The sequence below is a fragment of the Actinoplanes sp. DH11 genome, assembly GCF_020873875.1.
Taxonomy (GTDB): Bacteria; Actinomycetota; Actinomycetes; order Mycobacteriales; family Micromonosporaceae; genus Actinoplanes.
In genome coordinates, this window is the sequence record NZ_JAHWGU010000031.1 from 30,244 (window position 1) to 52,678 (window position 22,435).

The window sequence follows — 22,435 nt, forward strand, 5'->3', positions numbered from 1 at the left end:
TTCTTCCTGGCGGGAGCGGGAGTGGGGGCGACCGTGGTCACGTCATGCGGCCGACGGCGTTGCGTAGCCGGGTCAGGTCTCGGCGGCGCTGTTCCATGGTGGTGGCGATGCCGACCAGCAGCAGGCCGCCGACGGCCAGCGGCAACCAGCGGGGGACCAGGTCCCAGAACTGGATGAGTTCGCGCAGGGCGACCAGGGCCAGCATCACGCCGCCGGTGACGACCGGGGCTTGCAGGCGGGCCCGCGCGCCGAGGACCAGCACGATCAGGGCGGCGACGCCGAGCAGGAGGCGGCGGGCGTACTCCGGGCCGTCCGATGCGTTGATCATGGCGAGGGTGGGCAGGAAGCCGGCGGCCAGGGCGGGGCCGTAGGCGGTCCAGGACGGCAGCTCGGGGCGGCTCCGGCGGGACAGCAGGCCCAGGCTGACGGCCAGGGCGGCGGCCGGGACGGTGTAGACCTCGGCCACGTCGACGTCGCGGGCCTCGAGGAACAGCCACCAGCCGAGCAGGACTGTGCAGGCGGCCGCTACCGCGTATCGGAATCGGACAACGGGACGTTCGGCGGGGCGCAGGGCGCGGACCGCGAGGACCACCGACCAGAGGGTGGCGATCAGGGCGTCCAGCTCGGATGTGGCGGCGAGCAGCAGGGCGATCAGCGCGGACGCGTGTGCCACGGCGGCGACGGCGGGGGCCTCGTCGGGGCGGTGCTTGGCCAGCACGAACTCCACTGCGGCAAGCACCGCGGCGGCGGCGAGCACGGTCAGGGCGGGGCCGCCGGCTTCGAGCCCGGCCAGGACGGCTGAGGTGTACGCGACGACGACCACCGAGAGCGACCCGGTGAGCCAGCCGACGATCCGGGCGCCCTGGTCACGTCCGGACACGCCGATGACCGCGGATGCCACGGTGATCAGGGCGAACGCGGTCAGCATGGCGCCGCGGACCGGGGTGGTGCCCGCCGTGCCCGCGGCGGCCAGGCCGGTCAGGACTACGGCGAGCAGGGCGGCCCATGAGCCGGGCGCGGGTGCCAGGGTCAGGGCGACGATGCCGGTCAGGCCCGTGATCAGGGCGGCCAGGGGTACGGCGGGCCAGGGCGCGTGCAGGGCCGCGACGGTCAGCGGGATGACGACGGCGATCAGGGGTGCGGCGGCCCAGAGCGCGGCGCGACGGGGATGCGCTGATCCGGATCGGACGGCGGTCAGGGCGGCGGCGACGGCGGTGAGCAGCAGCGCGGCGATGCTTGACCATCTGGCGGCCGGTGCTGTGGGGACGTCGCCGGTCCAGAAGTCGATCAGCGCGCCGTAGGGCTCGGTCAGGGCTACGGCCAGGTCGGGGCCGGTGGCGTTGAGCAGGGCGAGGACGGGGATGACCGCCGCGAGGGCGGCTGCGACGCGGGCGCCGGAGGCGGTTGCGGTGGTGCGGCCGGGAGCGACGGCCGGCGGCGCGGTCGGGCTGGGAGTGGCGTCAGGTGGTGAGGTCGGGCTGTGAGTGGCGCCCGGCGGCGCGGTCGGGCTGGGAGCGGTGCCAGGCGGTGAGGTCGGGCTGGAAGCGGCGTCCGGGGGCGGGGTGGGGTTGAGGGCGGCAACCGGCGGCGAGCCGGCGGTCGCGGTGGCGGCTTCGGGGGATGCGACGGCCGGGCCGGGTGCGGCGGTGGGTAGGACGGCGGCGATCAGGAGCAGGGCGGTGGCTGCGTAGAGGGACACCGGGTCGGAGCCGTAGGTGGCGGCGACCGGGAACAGGGCGGTGACCAGCAGGGAGACGGCGAGGGCTTGCGGGCGGTACCACGGGGTGCGCGCGGCGGCCACGGCCAGGAGCACGGCCACGGCGGGCAGGGCGCGGATCTGCCAGGCCTGCGGAGAGCCGGCGGCTTCCATGGCGAACAGGACGGCCGGTGGCAGGGCGAGCAGGCCCGCGGCGGCGGCTGCCGCGCCCAGGTCGGTGCGGCGCGGGCCGGACCGGACCAGGTAGGCGATGGTCAACCCGAGGGCGGTGAGCGCGGCGAACGCGGCGGCGGCCACTGCCGGGTCGCCCAGGGCGGTGAGCAGGGCGAACGCGGACATCGTCGCGGTCACGGTGATCCGGAACGCCGGCGGGTGAGCGGTGCGGGCGGCGGTCGCGGCGGCGCCGGCGGCGACGGCCAGGGCGAGGATCGGGGTGGTCCACCAGGGGAGCGCGAACGCGGCGGGCGCCTGCACGGCGAGCGCGGCCACGGCGGTCAGGGCCAGGTCGGTGCGGACCGGGCGGGGGAGCAGGAGGGCGTACGCGCAGACGACCGCGACCGTGGCCACCATCAGGTCGAAGCCCGGCCCGGTGACGGTGCCGTCCAGGGGTGCCGTCAGCAGGGGCTGGGCCGCCCCGATGCCGGCGAGGGCGGCAGTGATCGTGGCGGCTGCCGCGCCGAACGCCGGGACCGCCGCCACGATCAGCGCGGCGATCCAGGGGCCGCGCCGGACGCGGCCGGGCAGGCGGGGCTGGGCGAGTACCACGAGCGCGGCCGTCGTCCATCCGACGAGGGCCAGGCGCGCGACAGCCGTACCCTCGCTCAAGAGGATGGACCATCGGCCTGCCGCGCCCGCGGCGGCGAGGGTGAGCAGGCAGGCGCTTATCGCCTGTGCCGTCCGGTTGCCGGACAGCGCCGCACCACCGGTGACCAGCGCGGCAGCCAGCGTCAGCGCACCGCCGGAGATCACGGCCTGCGCCGGTGTCGCGGCGGCGGCGAGATCGAGCAGCGCCGTCAGGGCGGCACCGGCGATGGCGGCGACACCGCAGAGGTACGCGACCACGGCCGTCCCGGCGAACCGGAACCGGCGCCGCCACAGCACCGCCAGGTTGATCGCGGCGACCCCGGTCAGGGTGACCGACCAGCCCGTGGCGTCGGCGCCGGCGGCCACGGCGAGCAGGGGAAGCACCGGTTGCGCGACGGCCAGCGCGGCGATCCGCGGGCCGGTGAGCCGCGCCGCCCGCCCGTAGCCGTACGCGATCACCGTGGTGGCGGCGCAGACGGCTGCCGCGTACACCTGCGGGTCGAGAGCCTGTACGCCGGCGAGGTCGACCGCCCAGGCGGCGTACCCGTCCAGCAGGATCATCAGCAACCCGACCGCGGCCAGGGTCTCGGCGGCACCGTGCAGGCCGCGCCGCGCTGCGAACGGTGGCACCGCCAGGATCGCGGCGGTGGCGCCGGCGAGGATGGCGGCCCGGCCGGTGACGCCGACCTGCGCCCAGGCCACGGCGGTGAAGACGGCGGCCGCGACGACGAGCAGCAGGCCACCGAGGATGAACAAGACATTCTGGACGGTGAGCGTGGAGAGTTTCGGCTCGGTCGTGACCGCGACCGCCGGCGCGGGTGCCGCGCGCGTCGCCGGGGCAGGTGACGGTGCAGGCGCCGGTGACGGTGCCGGCCGGGTGGTCGGCGCCGTCGGTTGCCGCGCGCTCGTCACCCGCAACGCGACCGCGTTACGCTGCAGCGCCATCTCGCCGATGCGCCGGTGGATGGTCGTGACCGTGGCGCGCGCCGCGTCCAGCTGCCGGTTCAGCTCGGCCAGTTCGGCATCGAGGCGCATCACCTCGATCGCGTCCCGGTCCGGGCCGCGCCCGCACCCCGGGCAGCCGGTCTGCGCCGAGGCGACCGCCCCGCAGTGGGGACAGGGATACGTCGATGGAGCGCTGGTCACGGCCACAGTGTCCCCTACACCTGCAATATTTCCGCAGGCCGGGCGCCGCCGGACGGTCCGATTGCGCCTGGCCGGCGGCGTCCCCGGGCTCGGCCTGCCCGATCCGGGATCTCAAGGCCACCCCGGAACCGGGACCGCAGCAGTCGCATCCCGCGCCGCGCCCCACCGAGGCGTGCTCACCGCCGATCGCGCCGCTGCGATGGTGGGTGATCCCGGCCTGACACTGTTCCCCTGAGATCGGCCGGCACGGATACGATGCGGCAGTGACGATCCCGAGTGGCCTGCAGTTCTCCCGCAAGCGCACGGGCGGCTGGCTGCTGACCGGTTTCGCGTTCGGCTTCGCCGGGTGGGTGAGTGACTGACCTGGTCGCGGCGTGCCGCACGATCGGGGGCATCGTGCGCCGCGACCCGCGCTACGCGCACACCAGTCACCTGCGGGTCCTCGTCGGCGGGTCGGTCGTGTTCGACGAGCACTACCGCGGCCCGGTGGTCGCCGACGTCTTCTCGGTGACCAAGACGGTCGTCGCCTCGGTCGCCGGGATCGCCGCGCGCCAGGGCCTGCTGCCCGATCTCGATCAGCGGCTGCCGCACGGAGCCACGTGGCGGCAGCTGTTCACCATGACGCGTGGCGCCGCGACGGACGGGCCGTGGGACATCGACACCGTCACGGCGCTGCCGGGTGGGCAGGTCGCGCGGATCGCCGCCGCGCCGGTGCGGGAGCCCGGCGCCTTCGGGTACGACAACGGCGCGTTCCACCTGCTCTCCGCGGCCCTGCAGGACGTGCTGGGCCGGCCGGTGGCCGAGGTCGCCGAGACCGAGCTGTTCCGGCCGCTGGGCATCACCGACGCCGTGTGGCCGGCCGACCCGGACGGTGTGACGTGGGGGTTCGCGCACCTGCGGCTCTCGGCGGAATCGCTGGGCCGGCTCGGGGAGCTGTGGCGCGCCGGCGGGCGCCCGCTGCTGGACCCGGGGTTCGCGGCCGAGATGTTCCGGGCGCACTCGGCGGGCGGACCACCGGAGTCCCTGCCGTACGGGTTCGGCGTCTGGGTCGGCGACGACGGCCTGGTGCTGGCGGGTGGCTGGGCCGGTCAGCACGTGGTGGTGCTGCCGGGCGCGGTGGTCGTGACCACCGGCGACCCGCGGTTCGACGTCGGCCCGCCGCCGACGGACGCGCTGCCGGCGGACTGGCAGCCGGCGCTCGGGCTGATCCGCGAGCACCTGCTGCCGTTGCTCTGAGCCGGCGCGCTGCGTGGGAGGCCCGGGTGCGGATCGGCCAGGCTCCCACGCCGGCGGCGGTCGTTACGACAGGGCGGACAGCACCAGGTCGAAGGCCTTGACGATCGCGGCCCGGGACTCGTCGGAGTCGTTCTGGTTGTCGAAGCCGTGCCCGCCGTCGGGGACGTCGATGACCTGCAGGTTCGCCTTCTCGGCGGCGGCCACGAACACCGCCACGCCCTCGGCGATCGCCGGGTTCTCCTGGCCGACGCGGGTCAGGATGATCGGCAGCGAACCCGCCGACGCCACCGCCTCGGCCGGGCGGAAACGCGGCTCGTCGGGCCAGTCCGGGAACGGCGTGAGCATCGGGTACGTCATGGCGACCGCGCGCAGCCACTCCGGCGGGTCGCGCAGCAGGTCCGCGGCGAGCCGGCCGGCACCCGAGAAATACCAGATCACGACGCGTTCGCCGTCCACCCGGGGGTCATCGCGCAGCAGTTTCACGGCGCCCGCGACGTCGTCGGCGGCGGCGGGGTACGAGTCCGGGCCCTGCAACCGGTGCTCCACGACCGCGCCGACGACACCGCGGTCGGCGGCCAGTGACGCGTACGCCTGGAACAGCGGCCACTCGCGCGGCAGCGGGTCCATGCCGGGCGGCAACGGGCCGCCGTGCACGAAGATGATCGCCGGGCGGCGTTCGTCGGATGGAATGTAGAGGTCGACGGTGCCGTGGCGTTCGGCGGCACGGATCTGGACGGGCAAGACCATCGGCTTCATGAATTCCATGCCCGCACCCTATCGTCATCGGGTCATCACGATCGGTCGTCACCCGGCGCCGGCCATCACCGAGACCTGCACGTCACCGTCCACCGTGGTCCCCAGCCACACCGTTCCGGTCACCCCGTGGCCGTCGATGGCACACCTGCCACGCGGCTCGATCGTCCCCGCCTGCCCCGCCGGAACCTCCGTGTCGTCACCGCCGGGACAACGCAGCGCGTACCCGGCGTCGCGCAGCCGCGCACCGACCGCACCCAGCACCTCGTCCAGCGTCCCCAGCTGCCGCGCCTCCACGAGCAGCGCCGCCGCACCGTCGAACCGCGGTTCGCTGACCGACGCCGACGACGCGCTGCTGCCGGCCCGCAGCAACTCACCGAGCGCGTCCAGCCGGTCGCGGCCCTCGGGCGCGCAGCCACCCACCAGCAGCAGCACCACCAGCGCCAGAACGAGCAGCCGCCTCACGCGGCGGCCCGGGCCGGTGCCGGCAAGGGCGTGTGCGGGCAGACCATTCTCCTTCGCATGCCTGGATCAACGGCGCTGTTGATCAGGAGTGGCTCTTTCCGCGAAGATCACCCCAAGGAGCGACGCGCACGGCCGCCGGGGCTGCGGTCGGCTGTGTCGGGTCCGCGCGGCGGTGTTGATCTGCCAGCGATGCGAAATCGCGGTTCTGACCCCTTGATCACAGCGATTTCGTAGCGCTGGCAGATCAACAGCTCACGCCACCCTCGACGAGGCCGGGCAGATGCTGACGATCCTGGCCACCGAGAACCGCATCGCGATCCGCGAGCTGGACGGTGTGACCACCAAGCCCTGGTGACGACCGGATCCAACCCCCGCCGAACGTTACTGTGCGACGCCGGCGAGCAGCCAGCGCTTGACGGGAATCTCCAGCAGCACCCGCGGACCCTCGTGTTCGTTCGGAAGAGTGATGTCCCAGTCGTACTTGGTCCGGAATCGTGCGATGACATCCGGCGAGAAGTCACACGGGCGAAGCGTTACCCGGCCCTCCGCCACAACGGGCGCGCTTCCGCCTTCCAGCGCTACGGACACCCGCGGGTCAACAAGTACGTTGCGTACTTTCCGGTTCTTCTCCGCGCTGCAGATCCACAAGGTCGCATCGTGGAACACGAACCACACCGGGGTCTGGTGCGGGCTTCCGTCCCGTCTCAGCGTGCACAACCACGCAAGCGGTTCCCGGTCCAGTCGTTCGAGAACACTTCGATCAAGTTGGCTGGACATGGCATGCATCCTCTCACCGACGTCCTGAGCGGCGACTGGTGGTGATCCACCGGCCCGAGGGCACCCCGGTGTGGCTCTCATCTGGCCTGGATGAGCACGCCGACCTTGGCCGCGGCCGCCCGCTACCATCGTCCGGAACACGGCGGGCATCGGAGGGTGGCATGGCGGTGCTGACGACAGTGGGACAGGTGGCGGACCGGGCGTTGGAACTCGGCATCGCCGTAGTACTTGGGCCGGACGAGGACGACCTGCGCGATCAGCCGTTGTCCTACTACGGCGAGGACATCGCCGGTGCGCTCATCGATATGATGGAGGAATGGGGCGCCGGCGTTCGGGTCCACCCGAAAGTCGACGGGCTCCTGGAGGGCTACCGAGACCTGTTCGACCGGTTCGCTGCCAGCAGCGGAGACACGGTGACCATCACCGACGTGGAACTCCTCGACGGAGCCGACGGCGAGCGCATCCGAATGCTGGTCAACGGCGACGAACTCGTCTGGCACCTGGAGCACCAGTCCGACCGGTACATCGACACGCTGATGGTCTTCGAGATCGCCGACCGGCTGGCGCCGCGCGACGACACGGACCCGCGGGTCTTCGTCGAGATTCACGACACCGACGACCAGTCCGGGTACATCTTCGCCGATCCGACGGCCCTGTCGATCCTGATCCGGGAACTCGGAATCGAGCATGCATGACCGGACGGCTCTTCGAGAATCATGCGCGAGCGCGTCGGCCGATTGCCGCGCGGCCCGCCGAACGTCCGCACCCTCGGTTCCGGCCCCAGTGGCGCCGGGCGCGCCGCCCCTGGCGAGATGTTGATCTGCTAGCGCTACGAAATCGCTGTGATCAAGGGGTCAAACCGCGATTTCGCACCGCTAGCAGATCAACACCGCCGCGCGGACCCACCGCAGCCGACCGCAGCCCCTGTCCAGGGACCGCATCCGAGCCGAGGGCAAGCAACACCACGCCGCCCCCTCCACCTCGCCCGCCGCCGCAGCGACCTCCGGTGCGCCATGTTCCGCGACCTCTAGCAGCGCAAACCGACAGAAGAGCTCGCACCGCCTGCTTGACAAGACCATAGGGACACCCCCGGGGTCGACAAGGGTTCAAGCCTCGTCCGGTTGGGCCAGGACGATTGGCCCAGCCGTAGTCCCCACACTGAGCGGACCCGCTTTGAGGGCCTGACATCCCGAGGTCAGGGCAAGGTGACGACCTGCGCCGCGTACGAGAGGCCGGCGCCGAAGCCCACGAGCAGCGCGGGACCCGTCGTGTCGGGCATGGCTGCCATCGCCTGGGGGATGGAGGCCGCGCCGGTGTTGCCGTTGGTGATGATGTCGGTGGCCACCCGGACGTGCGGGCCGAGCCCCAGGGCCTTGGCCGCGACCGAGGTGATGCGCAGATTGGCCTGGTGAGGAATGAAGGCCGCCAGGTCGGAGGCGGAAATGCCGGCCGCGTCCAGCGCGCGCCCGGCAAGGTCGGGAATGATGGAGGTCGCCCAGCGGAAGACCTCCGGGCCTGCCATCCGCAGGATGCCTTCCTCGTCGTACCGCAGCACCTCGCTGCGGGAGCCGTCGGCGCCCCACACCACCGGGCTGATCTCGCTCGTCTGCGACGGACCGACGACCACCGCGCCCGCGCCGTCGCCGAAGAGGAACGCCGTCCCGCGGTCGCGGTCGTCGATGACGTCGGTCATGCGCTCGGCGCCGACCAGGACCACGTACTCCGCCGCGCCACTGCGCACGAGCGCGTCGGCCGTTGCCAGCGCGTACGGGAAGCCGGCGCACGCCGCCCCTAGATCCATCGCGGCAGCCCCGGTGGCGCCCAGAGCGTCGGCCACCAGGGGAGCTACGGTTGTCGCGCGACCGCGGTGGGACATCGTCGCCACCAGGACGGCGGAGACGTCGCGCGGATCGATGCCGGCGCCGGCAAGGGCTTTGGAAGCGGCCGCCGTAGCCATGGTGACCAGGTCCTCGTCGGGTGCGGCGTGCCGACGTGACTCGATGCCGCAGCGCCGGCGGATCCACTCGTCGCTCGAGTCGATCAAGGCGGCGACTGTCTCGTTGCCCACCTCGGTCCGGGGGCGGTAGGAGGCGACGCTCAGGATCCGGGACCCGGGGTGCCCGGTGCGCTGCGGCGAAGAGTTGGCCATGAACGGGGATCTAAGCATGCCCGGCTGGGTGCACCTCGATTGCTTTATTCCTCACCGGTAACCAAGCGTCGAGTTCCGGCTCACCGACGGAATGACCCTGCGCGGAAGGCAGATAATCGGAGCGGCGAAAAGGGCCGCGTCCGGGACCGGGCAGCCGAGGGGGTGAGCGCACGTGGAGGTGGACGTCCGCGAGTGCGAGGAGGCCGACCTCGACCTGCTCGAAGTCCATGCGCCGACCGGCGCGAACCGCTATCACGAGAGCCGGTTCCGGCGGCAGCAGGCCGGGAGCAGCACGTTCCTGATCGCCTGGTCGGGTGGGATCCCGGTGGGGTCGGGGGAGGTGCTCCGGGAGGGGCCGCGCGAACCCGCCGCGGCGCGGCTCTACCTGCGGCTCGGGTACCGGGAGACCGGCTGCCGCTACGACGACCAATTCCCGTGGATCGACGAGGCAGGGGTCCGCCACGTGGTGGTGGACCCCTGCCGATTCCTGACGAAAACCCTGGCCTAGCGGCGCAGGCCGGGCACCGTGATGGTGATCAGTTCGGTGTCGTCGGCGCGGCCCGGGATGCGGCCGTCGTTGCCGGGGAAGTTGTTGTCGTTGGCGACCAGGACGCGGTCGCCGCCGAGCGGCAGCACCGACTCCACCGACTGCAGCGGGAACGAGAAGAGCGGGCCGACACCGTACTCGCCGGGGCGCGCCGGGGTGGACACACCCTTCGGGTCGGCGATGCGCATCAGGTCGACGGCGGTGCGGCGGGGCAGGACCCCGCCGGCGGACGCGCGGTCCAGGTCCGTGACGACCAGGCGTTTCACCCGCGACTGTACGCCCATCGCGTTGTCCCGCTCGATCAGCAGCAGCTTGCGGCCGTCGAGCACGGCGGCGTCACCGACCACCAGCGACGGGTCGTCGACCCGGAACGTCCAGGTGCGCCCGGTGTACCGGTTCGCGGTCACCGAGAACTCGTAGACGATGCGCCGGCGCTGGTCGGCGTCGTCGGTGCGCGCGCCCTCCAGGATCGGGTAGAGGGTTGTGCCGTCGGTGCTGACCGCCATCGCCTCGAAGCCGCGGCTGCCGGGCACGGTCGGGGCCTCGCCGGGGGCCAGGTCCGGTGACTGCGGGGACTTGCCGCCGTCGGGCAGCGGGATCGGCGCCTGCAGGACCTTGCCGGTGCGGTCGGTCTTGACCAGGTACGGCCCGAACTCCTCGCCGATCCACAGGTTGCCGCGCGCGTCCCGGGCCAGGGACTCGACGTCGAAGTCGGCACCGGTCAGCAGCCGCTCCCGGGTGTCGCCGTTGACGATCGGGAACGGCACCTTACGGTCCGGGTCACGGAAGCTCAGGTGGCCGTGGATGCGGACGTTGCCCGTACGGTAATCGGGGGTGATGTCGTAGGCACGCAGCAGGAAGTCCGCGGAGTTGTTCTTCGCCCCGAAGCCGTTGTCCGGCATCGCCAGCAGGCGGCCCTTCGCCGAGCCCTGGATGACGGCGGAGAAACCGGGGATCGGCTGGCCCGGGAACGGCGGCGTGATGCCGAAGACCGGCGCCGGGTCGAGCTGGGTGCCGGAGATCGGACCCTTCTGGTACGCGGTCGCCGGGATCAGCGCCCGCCCGTCCAGTTTCGCCTCGGCGCGCAGATTCACGGCGAGGCGGTAGACCCGGGTGATCTGGGTGGCGCTGCCGTTGTCGTCGGAGATCAGGTGCAGCAGACGGCGGCCGCCGGGCAGAGCCTCACCGAGCGCGGCGCCCTCGATGTTGTCGAGCAGCGGGTTCGGTTGCGGCTGCTTCGCGGTCGCGCCCGACGGCGGGCAGTCGGCCAGGTCGACCAGCAGCGCCTTGCCCAGCCAGGCGCGCGGGTCGGTGAGCGTGGACAGCGACGCGGCACCGGTGACGTCGGGGGCGCCGGTCGCCGACACCCGGAAGACGCGGACCGTGTTGCCCACGCCCGCGGTGAAGCCGCGTTCCACCGACAGGAGCTGGTCGCCGCCGAGCGCGATCAACTCGACCAGGCCCAGGTTCGGATCCGTACGGTACGCGTACTGCGTCGCCGGGGTGTAGGAACCGCCCGCGCGTCCCGCGTACCCGATGATGCGCTGCAGCCCGCGCCCCTCGGCGTCGCGCCCGTCCGCGCTGAGCGGCCCCTCCATGCCGGCGAAGAGCCGGCGCCCGTCGGGGGTGGCGGTGAGCGCCTCGAAGGTCTGGTTGACCGCGGCCTCACCGGCCGGGGTGACCTGGAAACGCGCCGGGACCGGCAGCGATGCGGTCTCCCGGCCGTCGGTGAGGCGGAACCGGCGGATCGACGGCTCCCGCTCCGAACTCACCAGAACGGTGCGGCCGCCGCGCTCGGCGACCAGGCCCTCACCGTCGAAGTCGGCGCCGGTGTAAGCACCGAGGCGCACCATCCCGGTGACCTTGGGCGTGGCGCCCAGGCCGACGCGGTAGACCCGGGCCGGGGTGGTGCCGATGTTGTCCACCAGGGCGAGCCCGGTGTCGCGGCCGGTGCGGGCCAGCGCGGACAGCCCGGCGACCGGGGTACCCGCGAAAGTGGTCTTGTCCAGCGCGTCGGAGAAGCCGAGCAGCGACGCGTCGGGGGAGCAGGCCGCGCCGGCGCCCGGCCTGCCGGGGGTCGCCGACGCGGGCGCCGCCGCGACCAGGGTGGCCAGCACGGCGAGCGCCGCTCCGGCCGTTGTGGACTTGTTTCTCACTTCGCCTCCAGCACGATGACAGTCGTTGACGACCGTGCCGGGTGTGCGTTGCCGCAGCACCAAACCCGGGTGAACGGCGGACCGTCGTCATGCCACGATTGCCGGATGCCGCAACCGGTTCTGCGCACCGAGCGCCTGCTGCTGGTCCCGCTCGCCGACGAGCACCTCGAGCTGGAGGTGGAGCTGGACGCGGACGCGGAGGTGCTGCGTCACCTTTACGGGCGTGCCCGCACCCGCGACGAGGTGACGGCCTCGCACGCCGAACGGATGGCACTGGGCCGGCAGGTGGACGGGCTCGGCTACTGGATGGCCTTCCACGGCGACGACTTCGCCGCCCTGATGATGCTGCCACCCGGCGACCGGCCCGGCGAGGCCGAACTCGGCTACCGGGTCCCGCGCCGGCAGTGGCGGCGCGGGTTCGCCTCGGAGGCGTCCCGGGAGCTGCTGCGGCACGGGTTCGCCACGGTCGGGCTGCGGCGGGTGTTCGCGCAGACGATGGCGGTGAACGAGGGGTCGCAGGCGGTGATGCGGTCGCTCAGGATGCGCTACGTGCGCACCTTCCACCCGGTGTGGGAGGACCCGCTGCCGGGCGCGGAGCAGGGCGAGGTGGAGTACGAGTTGACGGCCGCCGGCGCCGTTTCGTCACCGGTGGGCTGATACCTGTCCCGACCAGGTGCACGGCGCGGGTTCATGACACATCGTAGTGGTTGTGGACGTCAAGGCGTGGACCATGGCCTCGCCGGGCGCGTGGCGTGGCCGCCGCTGGCTGTTGCCGTCGGTCGTCCTGGTGTTGCTGGGACAGATGGCGGCGGTCATGGTGGTCACCTCGGTGCAGCAGACGCCGACCATCGACGAGCCGGTCTACGTCGGCACCGCCGTCACCTACCTGCATCAGCACGGCCTGAGCTACAACCCCGAACATCCGCCGCTCGGGAAACTGATCATGGCGGTCGGCTTGACGTTCGCGCAGCCCCAGCTCGATCCGGCGTTTCACGGTGACCAGACTCAACTCGGCCGGCACGTGCTCTACGAGGCCGGCAACGACCCGTACCAGATGATGTTCCTGGCTCGGCTTCCGATTATTGTGCTCACGTTGCTGTTCGGGCTGGTGGTGTTCGCCTTCGCGCGGGATCTCGCCGGGCCCGTAGCCGGTGTGCTGGCGCTCGCGCTGTACGCGTTCTCACCGGACGTGATCGCGCACGGCTCGCTCGCCACCCTCGACCTGCCCGCGATCGGCTTCTTGCTCACCGCGACCTGGCTGCTGTGGCGGGCGAGGCAGCATCCACTGCCCTGTCTGCCGCTGGCCGGGATCGCGCTCGGCGCGGCACTGGCCACCCGGATGAGTGTGCTGCCGGCAGTACCGTTGCTGCTGGGCCTGTCATTGCTGGCACCGCGGCGGCTACGCGCACTGGCGCCGGCCGGGGTGGGCGTCATCGCGGCCGCCGTCGTGTGGCTGGCTTACCTGGCCGTCGACCCGGCGCTGCGGTGGGTGCAGCCGACCGGCATACCGGCGGTACCCGGGCTGAAGGGCGTCCTCGTCGACTGGCTGCCATTGCCGGACGCCTACCGCGACGGCATGCGGATCCAGTTGGGGTTCGAGAACGCCACACACCGCGGCTTCCTGTTCGGCCGGCGCTATCAGGGCTCGCTCTGGTACTACCTGCCGGCAGCGCTGCTGGTGAAGACACCGCTCGGCCTGCTCGCGCTCTGGCTGGCCGGCACGGTGACCCTGCTCGCGGTGCCGAAGCAGCGGATCGCAGCGCTCTACCTGCTCCTGACACCGACCGTGCTGTTTGCCGTAGCGATGACAGGAGCCCGCGACTTCGGTACCCGCTACGTGATCGTCCTGCCCGTCTTCCTGGCCGTGGCGGCGGGCACGGCCGTGGTCGTGCGCCGACGCTTGGCACAGATCGGCGTCGCGGCGCTGACGCTGTTCGTCATCGTGAGCTCACTGCGGACCTTCCCCTACTACCTGCCTTACTCGAACGAGGCCTTCGGTGGGCCGGCCGCCACCCACCGGCACCTGCACGACTCGAACGTCGACTGGGGCCAGGACCTCGGCCGGCTCGCCGACCGGCTCCGCCAGCGGTATCCCGGAGAGCCCGTCTGGCTGGTGTACAAGGGTGCCGGCGTGCCCTCGGCGTACGGGATCAGGGCGAAGGACCCGCTCACGGTGCCGGCTACCGATGTCAGGGGTCTGCTGGTGGTGTCGAACAGCTCGATCGCCAAGGCGACCGGACGGCTCGCGGTGCTGCTCGGTGACAGCGGCACCCCGGTCGACGCGGTCGGCCACTCGATCACCATCTACCGCCGGCCCTGACGGACGCCTGGCAGGCCCCGCGGTCAGCGGCACAGGCCCGCAGCGGTCCCGCCCCTCGGCGTGCGATGCCGGCGGGGCGTCGGCGATGCTGAGGGCGTGCAGTACGTGTCCCGAGTGCCGCGACCGCCGCTGGACGGGCTGATCGACGACCTCTACTACCTGGCGGGTGCGCCGCCGTACGCCCGGCTGATGCTGCCGCCGATGCCGGGGGCGCTGCTCATCGTCAACCTCGGGGCGCCGTTCCGCATCCGCGCCGGCGCCGGCACCGCCGAGTACGCCGACGGCTGCGTGGTTACCACACCCACCCGCGCGTTCGAGTTCGGCTACCCACCCTGGACCCGGTCCGTGGGCGTGCACGTCAAGCCGTGGGGGCTGGCGCCGTTCCTGCCGATGCCCGCGGCCGAGCTGTCCGACCGGCCGGTGACGCTGGAGCAGGTGTGGGGCCGGCCCGCCGTCGCCGAGCTGCGGGACCGGCTGGCCACGGCGGACCGGCCGCACGCGATGCTGACGGTGCTCGAGCAGGAGCTGAGGCGACGGCTGGGCGAGACCACCGGGCTGGGCCTGGTCCGCCGTGCGAGCAGGGTGATCGCGGCGACCGGCGGCGCGGTGGCGATCGGCGGGCTGAGCGAGGCGGCCGGGGTCAGCAGCACCCATCTGGCGCAGCGGTTCAAGGCGCTGATCGGCGTCACGCCGAAGCGGCTGGCCCGCACCCACCGCTTCGCGACCACCGTGCTCGCGATCGACTTCGCCGCACCGGTCGACTGGGGTGACGTCGCCGCTGGCGCCGGCTACTTCGACCAGGCCCACTTCGGCCACGAGTTCCGGGACTTCACCGGGCTCACACCGACCCGGTACGCCGAGGTCCGGCGCCGGTTCCTGCGCGAGCATCCCGGCAGCGCGCTGGACGGCTGGTCGCTGCCGGCCGATTGATTTCTTACAAGAACGACAGCCCGCGAACCGCTAGGTTGGGGCCACCCCAGCAGAGGAGAGTCCGTGGGCACAGTGGTCATGTACAGCTCGGTGTCGGTGGACGGCTTCATCGCGGACGAGAACGACCAGCCGGGACCGCTGTTCGACTGGTTGACAAGCGGTGACGTCGCGTTGGACGACAGCGGCGTGCTGACGGTGTCGCAGACCTCCTACGACCACGTCCGGCCGTACTGGGACCAGATCGGGGTGACAGTCGCCGGTCGCCACGTCTTCGACCTGACGGACGGCTGGGACGGCAAACCCCCGAGCGGGATCGACCACGTGGTCGTCGTGACGCATCGGCCGCCGCCCGAGGGCTGGGACCCCGGGGCGCCGTTCCACTTCGCCGACGGCGTCGAGGCGGCCCTGGCCACGGCGCAGGAACTGGCCGGTGACCGCACGGTCGAGGTCGCCGCCGGTGACGTCGGTGGTCAGGCGCTCGCCGCGGGCCTGGTCGACGAGGTGCGCATGGACGTCGTACCCGTCGTGTTCGGGTCCGGCAAACGGTTCTTCGGGTCGGTCGACGCGCAGCACCTGCTGGTCGACCCGGACGTGGTGATCCAGGGCAACCGGGTGCTGCACCTGCGCTACCGGGTGCGCCGCTGAGCCGGGTCCACCTCGCCTGCTGTTAGCTTCCTTCCCGTGGACAGGGGTTACGGCCTTGCGGACGCTCTCCAGGAGTGGAGCGGATGGCTGAGCAGGCTCGGCGCTCCGGTCGCCCCGTGGCTACGGCCTGGACGGCCGACGTCGGAGATCATCGCCGTGCTCGGACCGGAGCTGCCCGCAGCCGTCCACACCTGGTTCTCATGGTGCGACGGCGTCGAGGATGCGCCTGGCCAGTCGATCGGCGACTGCTGGGTGATCCCGGGCTACCGGCCGGTCGCCCTCGCCGAGACCCGCGACGACTGGTACGTCGAACTGCCGTACCCCCACTGGGTGCCGCTGCTGCGCGACGGCGCCACCGATCTTCACGTGGCCGCGTGGTCCGCGGCCGGTGCGGAACCGGTTGTCGTGTCTCTGCTGGATCCGGGAGACCCGGTCGTCGAGTACGGTTCGATCGCCGAGCTGGTCGCCGTGACCAACACCTGCTTCGCGCGGTCCGTCTATGCCCTCGACGAGAGCGGTCTGCTCGACCTCGTCGACGATGCGGGCTACGACGCCATCTATGAAGAGATCACCGGCCTGCCGGCCACGTGACGCTGACCGACCGACCGCGTCGGACGGCAGGCGGTCTCGAGGTAAGCGTCCATTCCGGCGCGAACCGCCGCGTAAGCCCGTGCGGCGGCGTCTACGATCGCGGCGCGTACGGTGTCGCTTTCTTCACCGAGTGATATGCGGCGCCGAATCTCCGCGTGCAACGCCCGGTCCACGCCGGCAATCACTGCGGCAGTGGCGTGCGGAACCAATGGATCCGTGGGCGTCGCACTCATCTCAGCGAGCTTCTCGGCCAGCGCGGCCTCGGTCAGTTCGGCGAGCAGGCGCGCCCTTGCCTGAAGTGCCGGGCTTTTGTCGACAACGCGCCAGAAAGCGACCATGTCGCTGCTGATCCCCAAGGTGGGATCGTTCCGGCTCACCGCCGCAAGGAAGGATCGATGCACCGCATCGACCACTGATTCGCCGGGAGCACAGTCGGCGATTGCCCGTGCAAGCCGTTGGACTACGTCGGCTTGGCGGTCGAAGAAGAGGTCTTCCTTGGTGGGGAAGTAGTTGAAGACAGTGTTGACCGAGACCTGTGCCGCTTTCGCGATGTCCGCCACCGTGACCTGGTCGAAGCCGTTGCTGAGAAAGAGCGACAAGGCGGTGTCCGCGATCGCTGTCCGTGTCGCCTGCTTCTTCTCGTCTCGTAGCCCCACCAGCAGATCATAGCGTCACCCCAAACTTGGTGTCACACCAAGTTTCGCGTACGGTGTCGCCATGGCACTCCTCTTCGGCATCTACCCCGGCGGCCTCAGCGGCGCGGCGGACGGATCAGTCACCGACGGCCCTGCCGAACAGCCCGCACGCATCAACGCCGCACTCGACGCCCTGCACGGTGAGCACCCGTTCCTCGTCCGCGGCTACCTGCACTACAGCGATGCGGCTCCGGGCGCCGTGCAGGCCCCGCCGAACCCCGCCCAGTACGCCACCGGCAGCCGGCGTCTCGACCTGGTGCTGTGCTTTCGTGAACCCGGCCTCGATCTCAGCGGCTGGCTCGACTTCGTCCGCGCACAGGTGCGCCAGCACGCCGCATGCCTCGCCACACTGCAGATCACCGAGGAGGCCAACCACGCCGGCCCCGGCGGGGACGGCGGCTTCCCGGCCGCGCGGCAAGCGCTCGTCGAAGGTGTCATCGCTGCGAAGCGCGAAGCAAACCGGCTCGGACTCGCTGCTCGGGTGGGCTGCAACTCCACCCTCGCCTTCGACCCGGCCCAAGAATTCTGGACCGACCTCGGCCGTCGCGGCGGTGACGAATTCCGGTCCGCCCTCGATTACGCAGGCCTCGACTTCTTTCCCGATGTTTTCCAGCCGATTCCGGCGGAACGCCTTCCCGGGATCGTCGAAGGGGCCATCAAACTCTTCCGCCACCAGAGCCTCGCTGCGGCAGGCATCGAAGAATCAGTGCCGATCCATATCACCGAGCACGGCTGGGGGACTGGCGTCGATCGGCCGTACTCCCGTCAGGCCGAAGTGCTCGAAACCGTCGTGCGTACCATCGACGGCCACAGCGAAGAACTCAACATCACCACCTACGAGCACTTCGCGCTACGCGACGCGAACACCCGCCACGACCATCCCCTCTTTCAGCTCGGCATCCTCGACTCCGATTACCGGCCGAAACCGGCGGCCACCACCTATCGAGATCTCATCAATGAACTCAGCTTGTCGTTTAACCTCCCGGATCCGCCCAACGTCGCCGCGGACTCCACCGCTGCGTCATAAAGGGTGACTACAGCGAGTGCCGGCCAGCGCGCTGGGCGCGGATAGAGACGAGACGGAGCGCGCGTTCTCTGCGGCAGAAGAGTGCGCTGTTCGCGCGGTATGTATAGCGGCTTCGCGTTGTTCCGGTGTGATTACAAGACCGGCCGCCAACGGCCAGCCTCGTGGTCCCAGACGAACACGTTGCCTGCGTATTCGGGGATGCTGAGGTTAATCTCGGTGAGGGCCTGGAACGCCTCGTCTGGCAGGTCACCGGTAATGTGGAACTGGGCCTTTGACGGGGCATCCTCGATCTCGAATCGCCCGTTCGCGCCGGTCCGGGCGGCACGCATCCGCCTAGCGATATCGGCGAGCTTCTCCCAGCCAGCATCGGCGGTGCGCTCGCCGAGCCGGGTCATAGCTCCTTCGACGAACGGCTTGACGAAGCCATCAGCAATCAGGTCGCGAAGCTGACGCCGCAGCGTAGTCAGCGACACATGCGTAGGGACGCGGGCTAGATCGACATCCTTGAGCGGCACCCGTCCATCTTGGTCGTAGTCAAGCCACGCGATGTGCGAGAGAACCGCAAAGCACCTGGTGTACGTGCGGCGCATGAGGTGCCTGCCCACGAAGCTATGCGTGTCCATCGGCATCCGGGTGGGCATCGGTTCTGGAAGCACCCCGCCACGATCGCCCGTCTCGGCCGCTAAACGTGAGGGCTCGCCGAGCCGGTCGCCCATCTGAGTGCGCCATCAGCCCCTCATACGGAAGATGACGGCCAGCGCACGACCACGACGGCATGAGAGTTCCACAGCACAGGATAATTTACGTTCGAGGCGAAGGTTATGTAGGAGGCAACTTGGCGCCCGCTACTATGCTCATCGGATCCCGGAAATATATGCGCTCAGGACGGCCGGCGAGGACGTAGAAAAGCGATTCTGGAACGTACCCGGGGCGACGAAACCAATTCTCCACCTGGGAACGCCTTCCTTGATCCTCGGCGATATCTCCAAGAACCTTTTCCGTGTCTTCGTAAATGTGGGTGCTGCGTAGCCGCCCGCGTGATCTTGTGTCCATGAACTCTTGAAGCACGGGTTTACCGGATGGCCCAGCGCCCAACAGCCAGCTTCGGAGAGACGAGCTTCCGCCCATAATGTCATTTACCGCATTCGAGCTCTGTACGTGGTGCCAAACTTCCAGGAGTGTTGGAAAGTCTCTCCTTCCCGACCTAACCTCAGCTAGGTAGACGAAAAAGCGCGTCATTAGAATGGCGTTGTGTCGTACATCAACAGGAACTTGAGTGCCGAGGATCGCCACTGCGCCCTCCCGGAACAACAAATCGGTAATGCTAATGGCGCTGGCACCGCGCGGTGCTGTCGAGCAAGCGCTGAGAAGCACGACTGGCGGTAAGGGGCCCAGACCTGGCCCTGCGACGAAATCCCGACCTACGTGCAGGCCTGCAATTTGCCCAGTCGGATCAACGCCTCCGTGCGCGCTTATTATCAGAATATCGGGAGCGACTGCAGTTAGGGCATCTCGAAACTCGCTGGCCGAACCAACGTCTCTTCGCTCAAATTTGATCCCCGAGTCGGCGCCGAGAACTTTTTGTTCCACTGATCGCCACGCATTCCGTGAAATCGCCCCGACTGGATCGCTTGTTGAGATGCACTCAACTACCAGGATTCGAATTTTCCCAGACAGGTCAATGATGTCTACGTGCTCCAACTCATCTTGCAGTGCGCGCGTAAGCGGAAGCAATGGGCGATAAGTGATTGGAGTTGTAGTGAGCAACGGAGCCGTGTCGCCTGGCAAGCAAGCAAGACCTAGTGGAAAATTAGAAAAAGCGGTGATAGACGATGCACGTCGCAGCATCTCTATCATTTCATCAGTCCACAGCGGTTTCAGGGTTTCAGTAATCTGCCGAAGGAATTTCCCAACTATTGCTCCGTTGGGCGTTCGAGCCGCGAAGTGCTTCTCCAGCTCCCTGAGCAGGGTGAATGCTCGCTGCGGAACCGAAGGCATCAGCAAACCGTTACCGGCTCGAGCTATGGCGCGGTGTGTGGCGACAAATTCTATTGCCGCCCTTTCAATCATAACGTCAGGGCGGTCGAGAATCGCTCGCGGCCAGACATCATCCGGATCACATGCTGCGATGGTAGCCACATTCTTTCGCAGCGAGGGCTCGTATGCTTGGCGAACATATGCCGAGGACACTCCCGGCAAAGCGACTGCAAGGGGAACCTTTAGAGTTGAACTCTCGGCTTCCGCCACTTGAGGAAGGAGGTTGACAGCCATCTGGGCGTCGTGCCCTTCGGCCTCAAGGCGAGCTAGCGCCGCAATCAAGATTTGCCCCTTTATCGCCTGGCTGACTAGGTCAGGCAACACTGAGGTCTCATCCGGTTCAAGGTAGGAGGACTCGCCTAGCCTGCCTACCAGATGTTGATATGGCAATGAGGTTGGCGCTAGGTCAATTCTTGTGGTCAAGCTAGGTGAAGCAGCGTGGTCGTCGGCACGACTGATCTCCTCCGGTGAGAATTTTTGGCGAATCGAGTCCCAGTGCTCCCTGAGCAACTCATTTGATAGCTGCGAGAATGCAACGCTCGGAAGTGCAAAACCTAGCGTTCGGGCTCGCTCGGCAGCCTCTTCGGTGATCTCGTCGGGGCAGATCGCTAGGACGGGAGTGAGGTGCCGCATTAGATTGCCGAGCGTCGCCTCGTCGAAAGCATATAGTGGTACAAGGATGATCTCGTGACCAAGGTCTAACTGCCGAGATGCCCGCAGGACTCTCGCAGGGACTGCAGTCAGCGCACTGAAACTATTTGGCAGATGCAGGGCATACCAAAGTCCTGGTAGTGCTGCAGCAACATCGCGATCGAGGCCATGCGGCACTGTGATCCCCGATGCCTCATTCTGAGTACCCGCCACCAGCGGGAAGTATGGTGCATCCGGTTTGGCCGTGGCGAAAGGTACGACGTATGCAGGTGGCCGGAGGAGCGGTGCGCTGGTCATCCCCGTATTATCGCCGACTCTTCGGCTCAAGGAAGAGTGTCCCGGCAAGAGCTTGGTGATCAACTAGACTACGCTGACGGAAAAGCGAAGATCTTATGATTAGCCGTTGGGCAAGGAACTCTCATCGGCTACATCAGTGCGGGTCAATTGTTGTTGGTTGAGTGGCGGAGGGCCATTTTCGGAGGTGGCGAATAGCTGCCACCGGCTCCCGGCGCTCGGGGCAGCTTCGCTGGCTCCGATAACGGCTGGCGGTCCGGTGGCTTGGCGCGTCAGGGTGAACCGTGATCACTATTCAACGAGTGCGTGTGCGCTGGAGTGCGGCAGCACGTGGGGCGCCGGCGGCGAACGCCCGGCGGGGTCTGTGCAGCCCAGCGGTGCTTCCGCCGTCGATGCCAGCCGGTGATGTGGTCATTCACGACGTGCTTGCAGATGAGGCAGCCCGGTACGTGTTTCATGACGGCGTAGTCACTGGTGGCCTGGATCAAGCCCGAGACCTCGACCTCTGGTTGTCCGTGGAGAAGGGGACGCTGATCGTGGACCGGTTACCGGGTTGCGCCGCCTATCCGCGGCAGAGTGGCCCGTCCCGCCTCTTCACGCTCAAGCCCGGGGAGATCGGCCGGTATCAGGCGAACTTCCGGTTCACCGTCACCACCTGCGCCTGCAATCCCAGCTGGTACTACGAGGACTGGCTGATACTCATCGCGAACGGCGAGATGAAGACCGACGGGTTCGTCTCACGCAAGCCCGACCATCATGTCGACCACCGCGTCCACCTTTACGGCGGATCGAGACGACCGAGCCGAGAACACGGCAAGTGATTGCGAGGTTTCAGCCGACGCGCACGATCGGCGGCAAATGAGGGCGACTGGGTGAGACGATCAGGCGGTGCTGATCCGCGCAACCAAGGTGGTCTTGGAGTCCATGCTTGCCGAGGCGAGTGTCAACATCACTGCTCCCGCCGAAGCCGACGTAAGGACCACGGTCGAGGTCTTCCGAGAGTTCGCCGCGCTTCCAGTCGAGGATGCCGCGCCTGTCGAGGAGGATGGCGACGGCATTCTGGCCCAGTTTGGTACTCATGATTTTCGTGATAGACCTGAGTTCTTAGCCGATCTCACGCGGCAGTTCATCGCGGCCGGCTGCGAGGAGCAGTCATTGTGGCAGTTGAGCTGTACGTTGTACTGGCCTCACAGCGAGGCCACCGACGCCATTGCGTCGGGGAGCCTGTGGTCTTTCGGGAAGACGGTCAGCGAGTTCTTCGACGAAGCTCTCGAACTCCCAGGCTGGGCCTGGGCAATACGAGCTCCGCAGGCGCCGCGCGAGGTCTCCGTCACACTGGATCAGATCTGAGCCAGCCACCTTCTCGTCACAACCGCCGCTTGGGTTCCCCTCGCGTGGCATCCGAAAGGACTCCGCCGTGCACGGTCGGCGGCAGATCAGTGCGTCATCCCGAAGCGAATCCCTAGCCTCGGTCTTTCACTTGGGCGTTAGTCAA

General features: G+C 69.3%; 20 protein-coding genes. 11 read left to right on the top strand and 9 right to left on the bottom strand.

What is annotated here, in order from left to right:
* Positions 1-37 precede the first annotated feature (37 nt).
* Entirely contained in the window at positions 38-3,667 is a 3,630-nt protein-coding gene (locus LPA41_RS33580) for an SCO7613 C-terminal domain-containing membrane protein (protein WP_229075149.1), read from the bottom strand.
* Between the two features lie 354 nt (positions 3,668-4,021).
* Between LPA41_RS33580 and LPA41_RS33585 the strand changes: the two genes are divergently transcribed.
* The gene (locus tag LPA41_RS33585) at positions 4,022-4,903 is read left to right on the top strand and encodes a serine hydrolase (RefSeq protein WP_229075150.1); all 882 of its coding nucleotides are present in this window, start codon (positions 4,022-4,024) and stop codon (positions 4,901-4,903) included.
* A gap of 63 nt (positions 4,904-4,966) precedes the next feature.
* On the opposite strand, the gene LPA41_RS33590 is transcribed toward LPA41_RS33585, so the two are convergent.
* The 3 genes from LPA41_RS33590 to LPA41_RS33600 all read right to left on the bottom strand — a co-directional run bounded on the left by LPA41_RS33590 (position 4,967) and on the right by LPA41_RS33600 (position 6,898).
* Entirely contained in the window at positions 4,967-5,668 is a 702-nt protein-coding gene (locus tag LPA41_RS33590; RefSeq protein WP_229075151.1) for an alpha/beta hydrolase, read from the bottom strand.
* 39 nt (positions 5,669-5,707) lie between these two features.
* Positions 5,708-6,121, bottom strand: coding sequence for a hypothetical protein (locus LPA41_RS33595; RefSeq protein WP_229075152.1), 414 nt, complete (start codon positions 6,119-6,121; stop codon positions 5,708-5,710).
* 381 nt (positions 6,122-6,502) lie between these two features.
* Positions 6,503-6,898: a pyridoxamine 5'-phosphate oxidase family protein gene (locus tag LPA41_RS33600; RefSeq protein WP_229075153.1), complete on the bottom strand. Its 396-nt coding sequence runs from the start codon at positions 6,896-6,898 to the stop codon at positions 6,503-6,505.
* A gap of 38 nt (positions 6,899-6,936) precedes the next feature.
* On the opposite strand from LPA41_RS33600, the gene LPA41_RS33605 reads away from it, so the two are divergent.
* Positions 6,937-7,593, top strand: coding sequence for a hypothetical protein (locus tag LPA41_RS33605; RefSeq protein ID WP_229075154.1), 657 nt, complete (start codon positions 6,937-6,939; stop codon positions 7,591-7,593).
* A gap of 500 nt (positions 7,594-8,093) precedes the next feature.
* On the opposite strand, the gene LPA41_RS33610 is transcribed toward LPA41_RS33605, so the two are convergent.
* Entirely contained in the window at positions 8,094-9,047 is a 954-nt protein-coding gene (locus tag LPA41_RS33610; RefSeq protein WP_229075155.1) for a beta-ketoacyl-ACP synthase 3, read from the bottom strand.
* Positions 9,048-9,219: 172 nt separating this feature from the next.
* On the opposite strand from LPA41_RS33610, the gene LPA41_RS33615 reads away from it, so the two are divergent.
* On the top strand, positions 9,220-9,555 hold the full coding sequence (locus tag LPA41_RS33615) for a hypothetical protein (protein WP_229075156.1): 336 nt from the start codon (positions 9,220-9,222) through the stop codon (positions 9,553-9,555).
* Here the strand turns inward: LPA41_RS33615 and LPA41_RS33620 are convergent.
* The gene (locus LPA41_RS33620) at positions 9,552-11,750 is read right to left on the bottom strand and encodes an esterase-like activity of phytase family protein (RefSeq protein WP_229075157.1); all 2,199 of its coding nucleotides are present in this window, start codon (positions 11,748-11,750) and stop codon (positions 9,552-9,554) included. The genes LPA41_RS33615 and LPA41_RS33620 overlap by 4 nt on opposite strands.
* Positions 11,751-11,855: 105 nt before the next feature.
* Here LPA41_RS33620 and LPA41_RS33625 point away from each other — a divergent pair, with 105 nt between their 5' ends.
* From LPA41_RS33625 to LPA41_RS33645, 5 genes are all read left to right on the top strand, one after another.
* A complete protein-coding gene (locus tag LPA41_RS33625; RefSeq protein ID WP_229075158.1) occupies positions 11,856-12,407 on the top strand; it encodes a GNAT family N-acetyltransferase in 552 nt (183 codons plus the stop codon).
* A 52-nt stretch (positions 12,408-12,459) separates the two neighbouring features.
* Positions 12,460-14,070 carry a glycosyltransferase family 39 protein gene (locus LPA41_RS33630; protein ID WP_229075159.1) on the top strand — a complete coding sequence of 537 codons (1,611 nt, stop codon included), beginning with the start codon at positions 12,460-12,462 and terminating at the stop codon, positions 14,068-14,070.
* Between the two features lie 96 nt (positions 14,071-14,166).
* Positions 14,167-15,000: a helix-turn-helix domain-containing protein gene (locus LPA41_RS33635; protein ID WP_229075160.1), complete on the top strand. Its 834-nt coding sequence runs from the start codon at positions 14,167-14,169 to the stop codon at positions 14,998-15,000.
* 63 nt (positions 15,001-15,063) lie between these two features.
* Positions 15,064-15,645, top strand: coding sequence for a dihydrofolate reductase family protein (locus tag LPA41_RS33640; RefSeq protein WP_229075161.1), 582 nt, complete (start codon positions 15,064-15,066; stop codon positions 15,643-15,645).
* Positions 15,646-15,681: 36 nt separating this feature from the next.
* Positions 15,682-16,236 (top strand): hypothetical protein, encoded by a 555-nt coding sequence (locus LPA41_RS33645; protein ID WP_229075162.1) that lies wholly within the window; start codon positions 15,682-15,684, stop codon positions 16,234-16,236.
* Here the strand turns inward: LPA41_RS33645 and LPA41_RS33650 are convergent.
* A complete protein-coding gene (locus tag LPA41_RS33650; RefSeq protein WP_229075163.1) occupies positions 16,203-16,892 on the bottom strand; it encodes a TetR family transcriptional regulator in 690 nt (229 codons plus the stop codon). The genes LPA41_RS33645 and LPA41_RS33650 overlap by 34 nt on opposite strands.
* Positions 16,893-16,953: 61 nt before the next feature.
* Here LPA41_RS33650 and LPA41_RS33655 point away from each other — a divergent pair, with 61 nt between their 5' ends.
* Positions 16,954-17,958: a hypothetical protein gene (locus LPA41_RS33655; protein ID WP_229075164.1), complete on the top strand. Its 1,005-nt coding sequence runs from the start codon at positions 16,954-16,956 to the stop codon at positions 17,956-17,958.
* 131 nt (positions 17,959-18,089) lie between these two features.
* On the opposite strand, the gene LPA41_RS33660 is transcribed toward LPA41_RS33655, so the two are convergent.
* Together LPA41_RS33660 and LPA41_RS33665 are read right to left on the bottom strand one after the other, a co-directional pair.
* Positions 18,090-18,674 carry a hypothetical protein gene (locus LPA41_RS33660; RefSeq protein ID WP_229075165.1) on the bottom strand — a complete coding sequence of 195 codons (585 nt, stop codon included), beginning with the start codon at positions 18,672-18,674 and terminating at the stop codon, positions 18,090-18,092.
* A gap of 103 nt (positions 18,675-18,777) precedes the next feature.
* Positions 18,778-20,943, bottom strand: coding sequence for a CHAT domain-containing protein (locus LPA41_RS33665; RefSeq protein WP_229075166.1), 2,166 nt, complete (start codon positions 20,941-20,943; stop codon positions 18,778-18,780).
* Between the two features lie 299 nt (positions 20,944-21,242).
* Between LPA41_RS33665 and LPA41_RS33670 the strand changes: the two genes are divergently transcribed.
* Both LPA41_RS33670 and LPA41_RS33675 read left to right on the top strand, forming a co-directional pair.
* Entirely contained in the window at positions 21,243-21,761 is a 519-nt protein-coding gene (locus tag LPA41_RS33670) for a hypothetical protein (protein ID WP_229075167.1), read from the top strand.
* Between the two features lie 67 nt (positions 21,762-21,828).
* A complete protein-coding gene (locus LPA41_RS33675) occupies positions 21,829-22,290 on the top strand; it encodes a hypothetical protein (RefSeq protein ID WP_229075168.1) in 462 nt (153 codons plus the stop codon).
* The last annotated feature ends 145 nt before the right edge of the window (positions 22,291-22,435 follow it).

Excerpts from the sequence above, each read along its gene's own strand:
- LPA41_RS33590 (WP_229075151.1), bottom strand. The coding sequence starts at position 5,668 with ATGGAATTCATGAAGCCGATGGTCTTGCCCGTCCAGATCCGTGCCGCC.
- LPA41_RS33600 (WP_229075153.1), bottom strand. The coding sequence starts at position 6,898 with ATGTCCAGCCAACTTGATCGAAGTGTTCTCGAACGACTGGACCGGGAA.
- LPA41_RS33610 (WP_229075155.1), bottom strand. The coding sequence starts at position 9,047 with ATGGCCAACTCTTCGCCGCAGCGCACCGGGCACCCCGGGTCCCGGATC.
- LPA41_RS33625 (WP_229075158.1), top strand. The coding sequence starts at position 11,856 with ATGCCGCAACCGGTTCTGCGCACCGAGCGCCTGCTGCTGGTCCCGCTC.
- LPA41_RS33655 (WP_229075164.1), top strand. The coding sequence starts at position 16,954 with ATGGCACTCCTCTTCGGCATCTACCCCGGCGGCCTCAGCGGCGCGGCG.
- LPA41_RS33660 (WP_229075165.1), bottom strand. The coding sequence starts at position 18,674 with ATGGGCGACCGGCTCGGCGAGCCCTCACGTTTAGCGGCCGAGACGGGC.
- LPA41_RS33665 (WP_229075166.1), bottom strand. The coding sequence starts at position 20,943 with ATGACCAGCGCACCGCTCCTCCGGCCACCTGCATACGTCGTACCTTTC.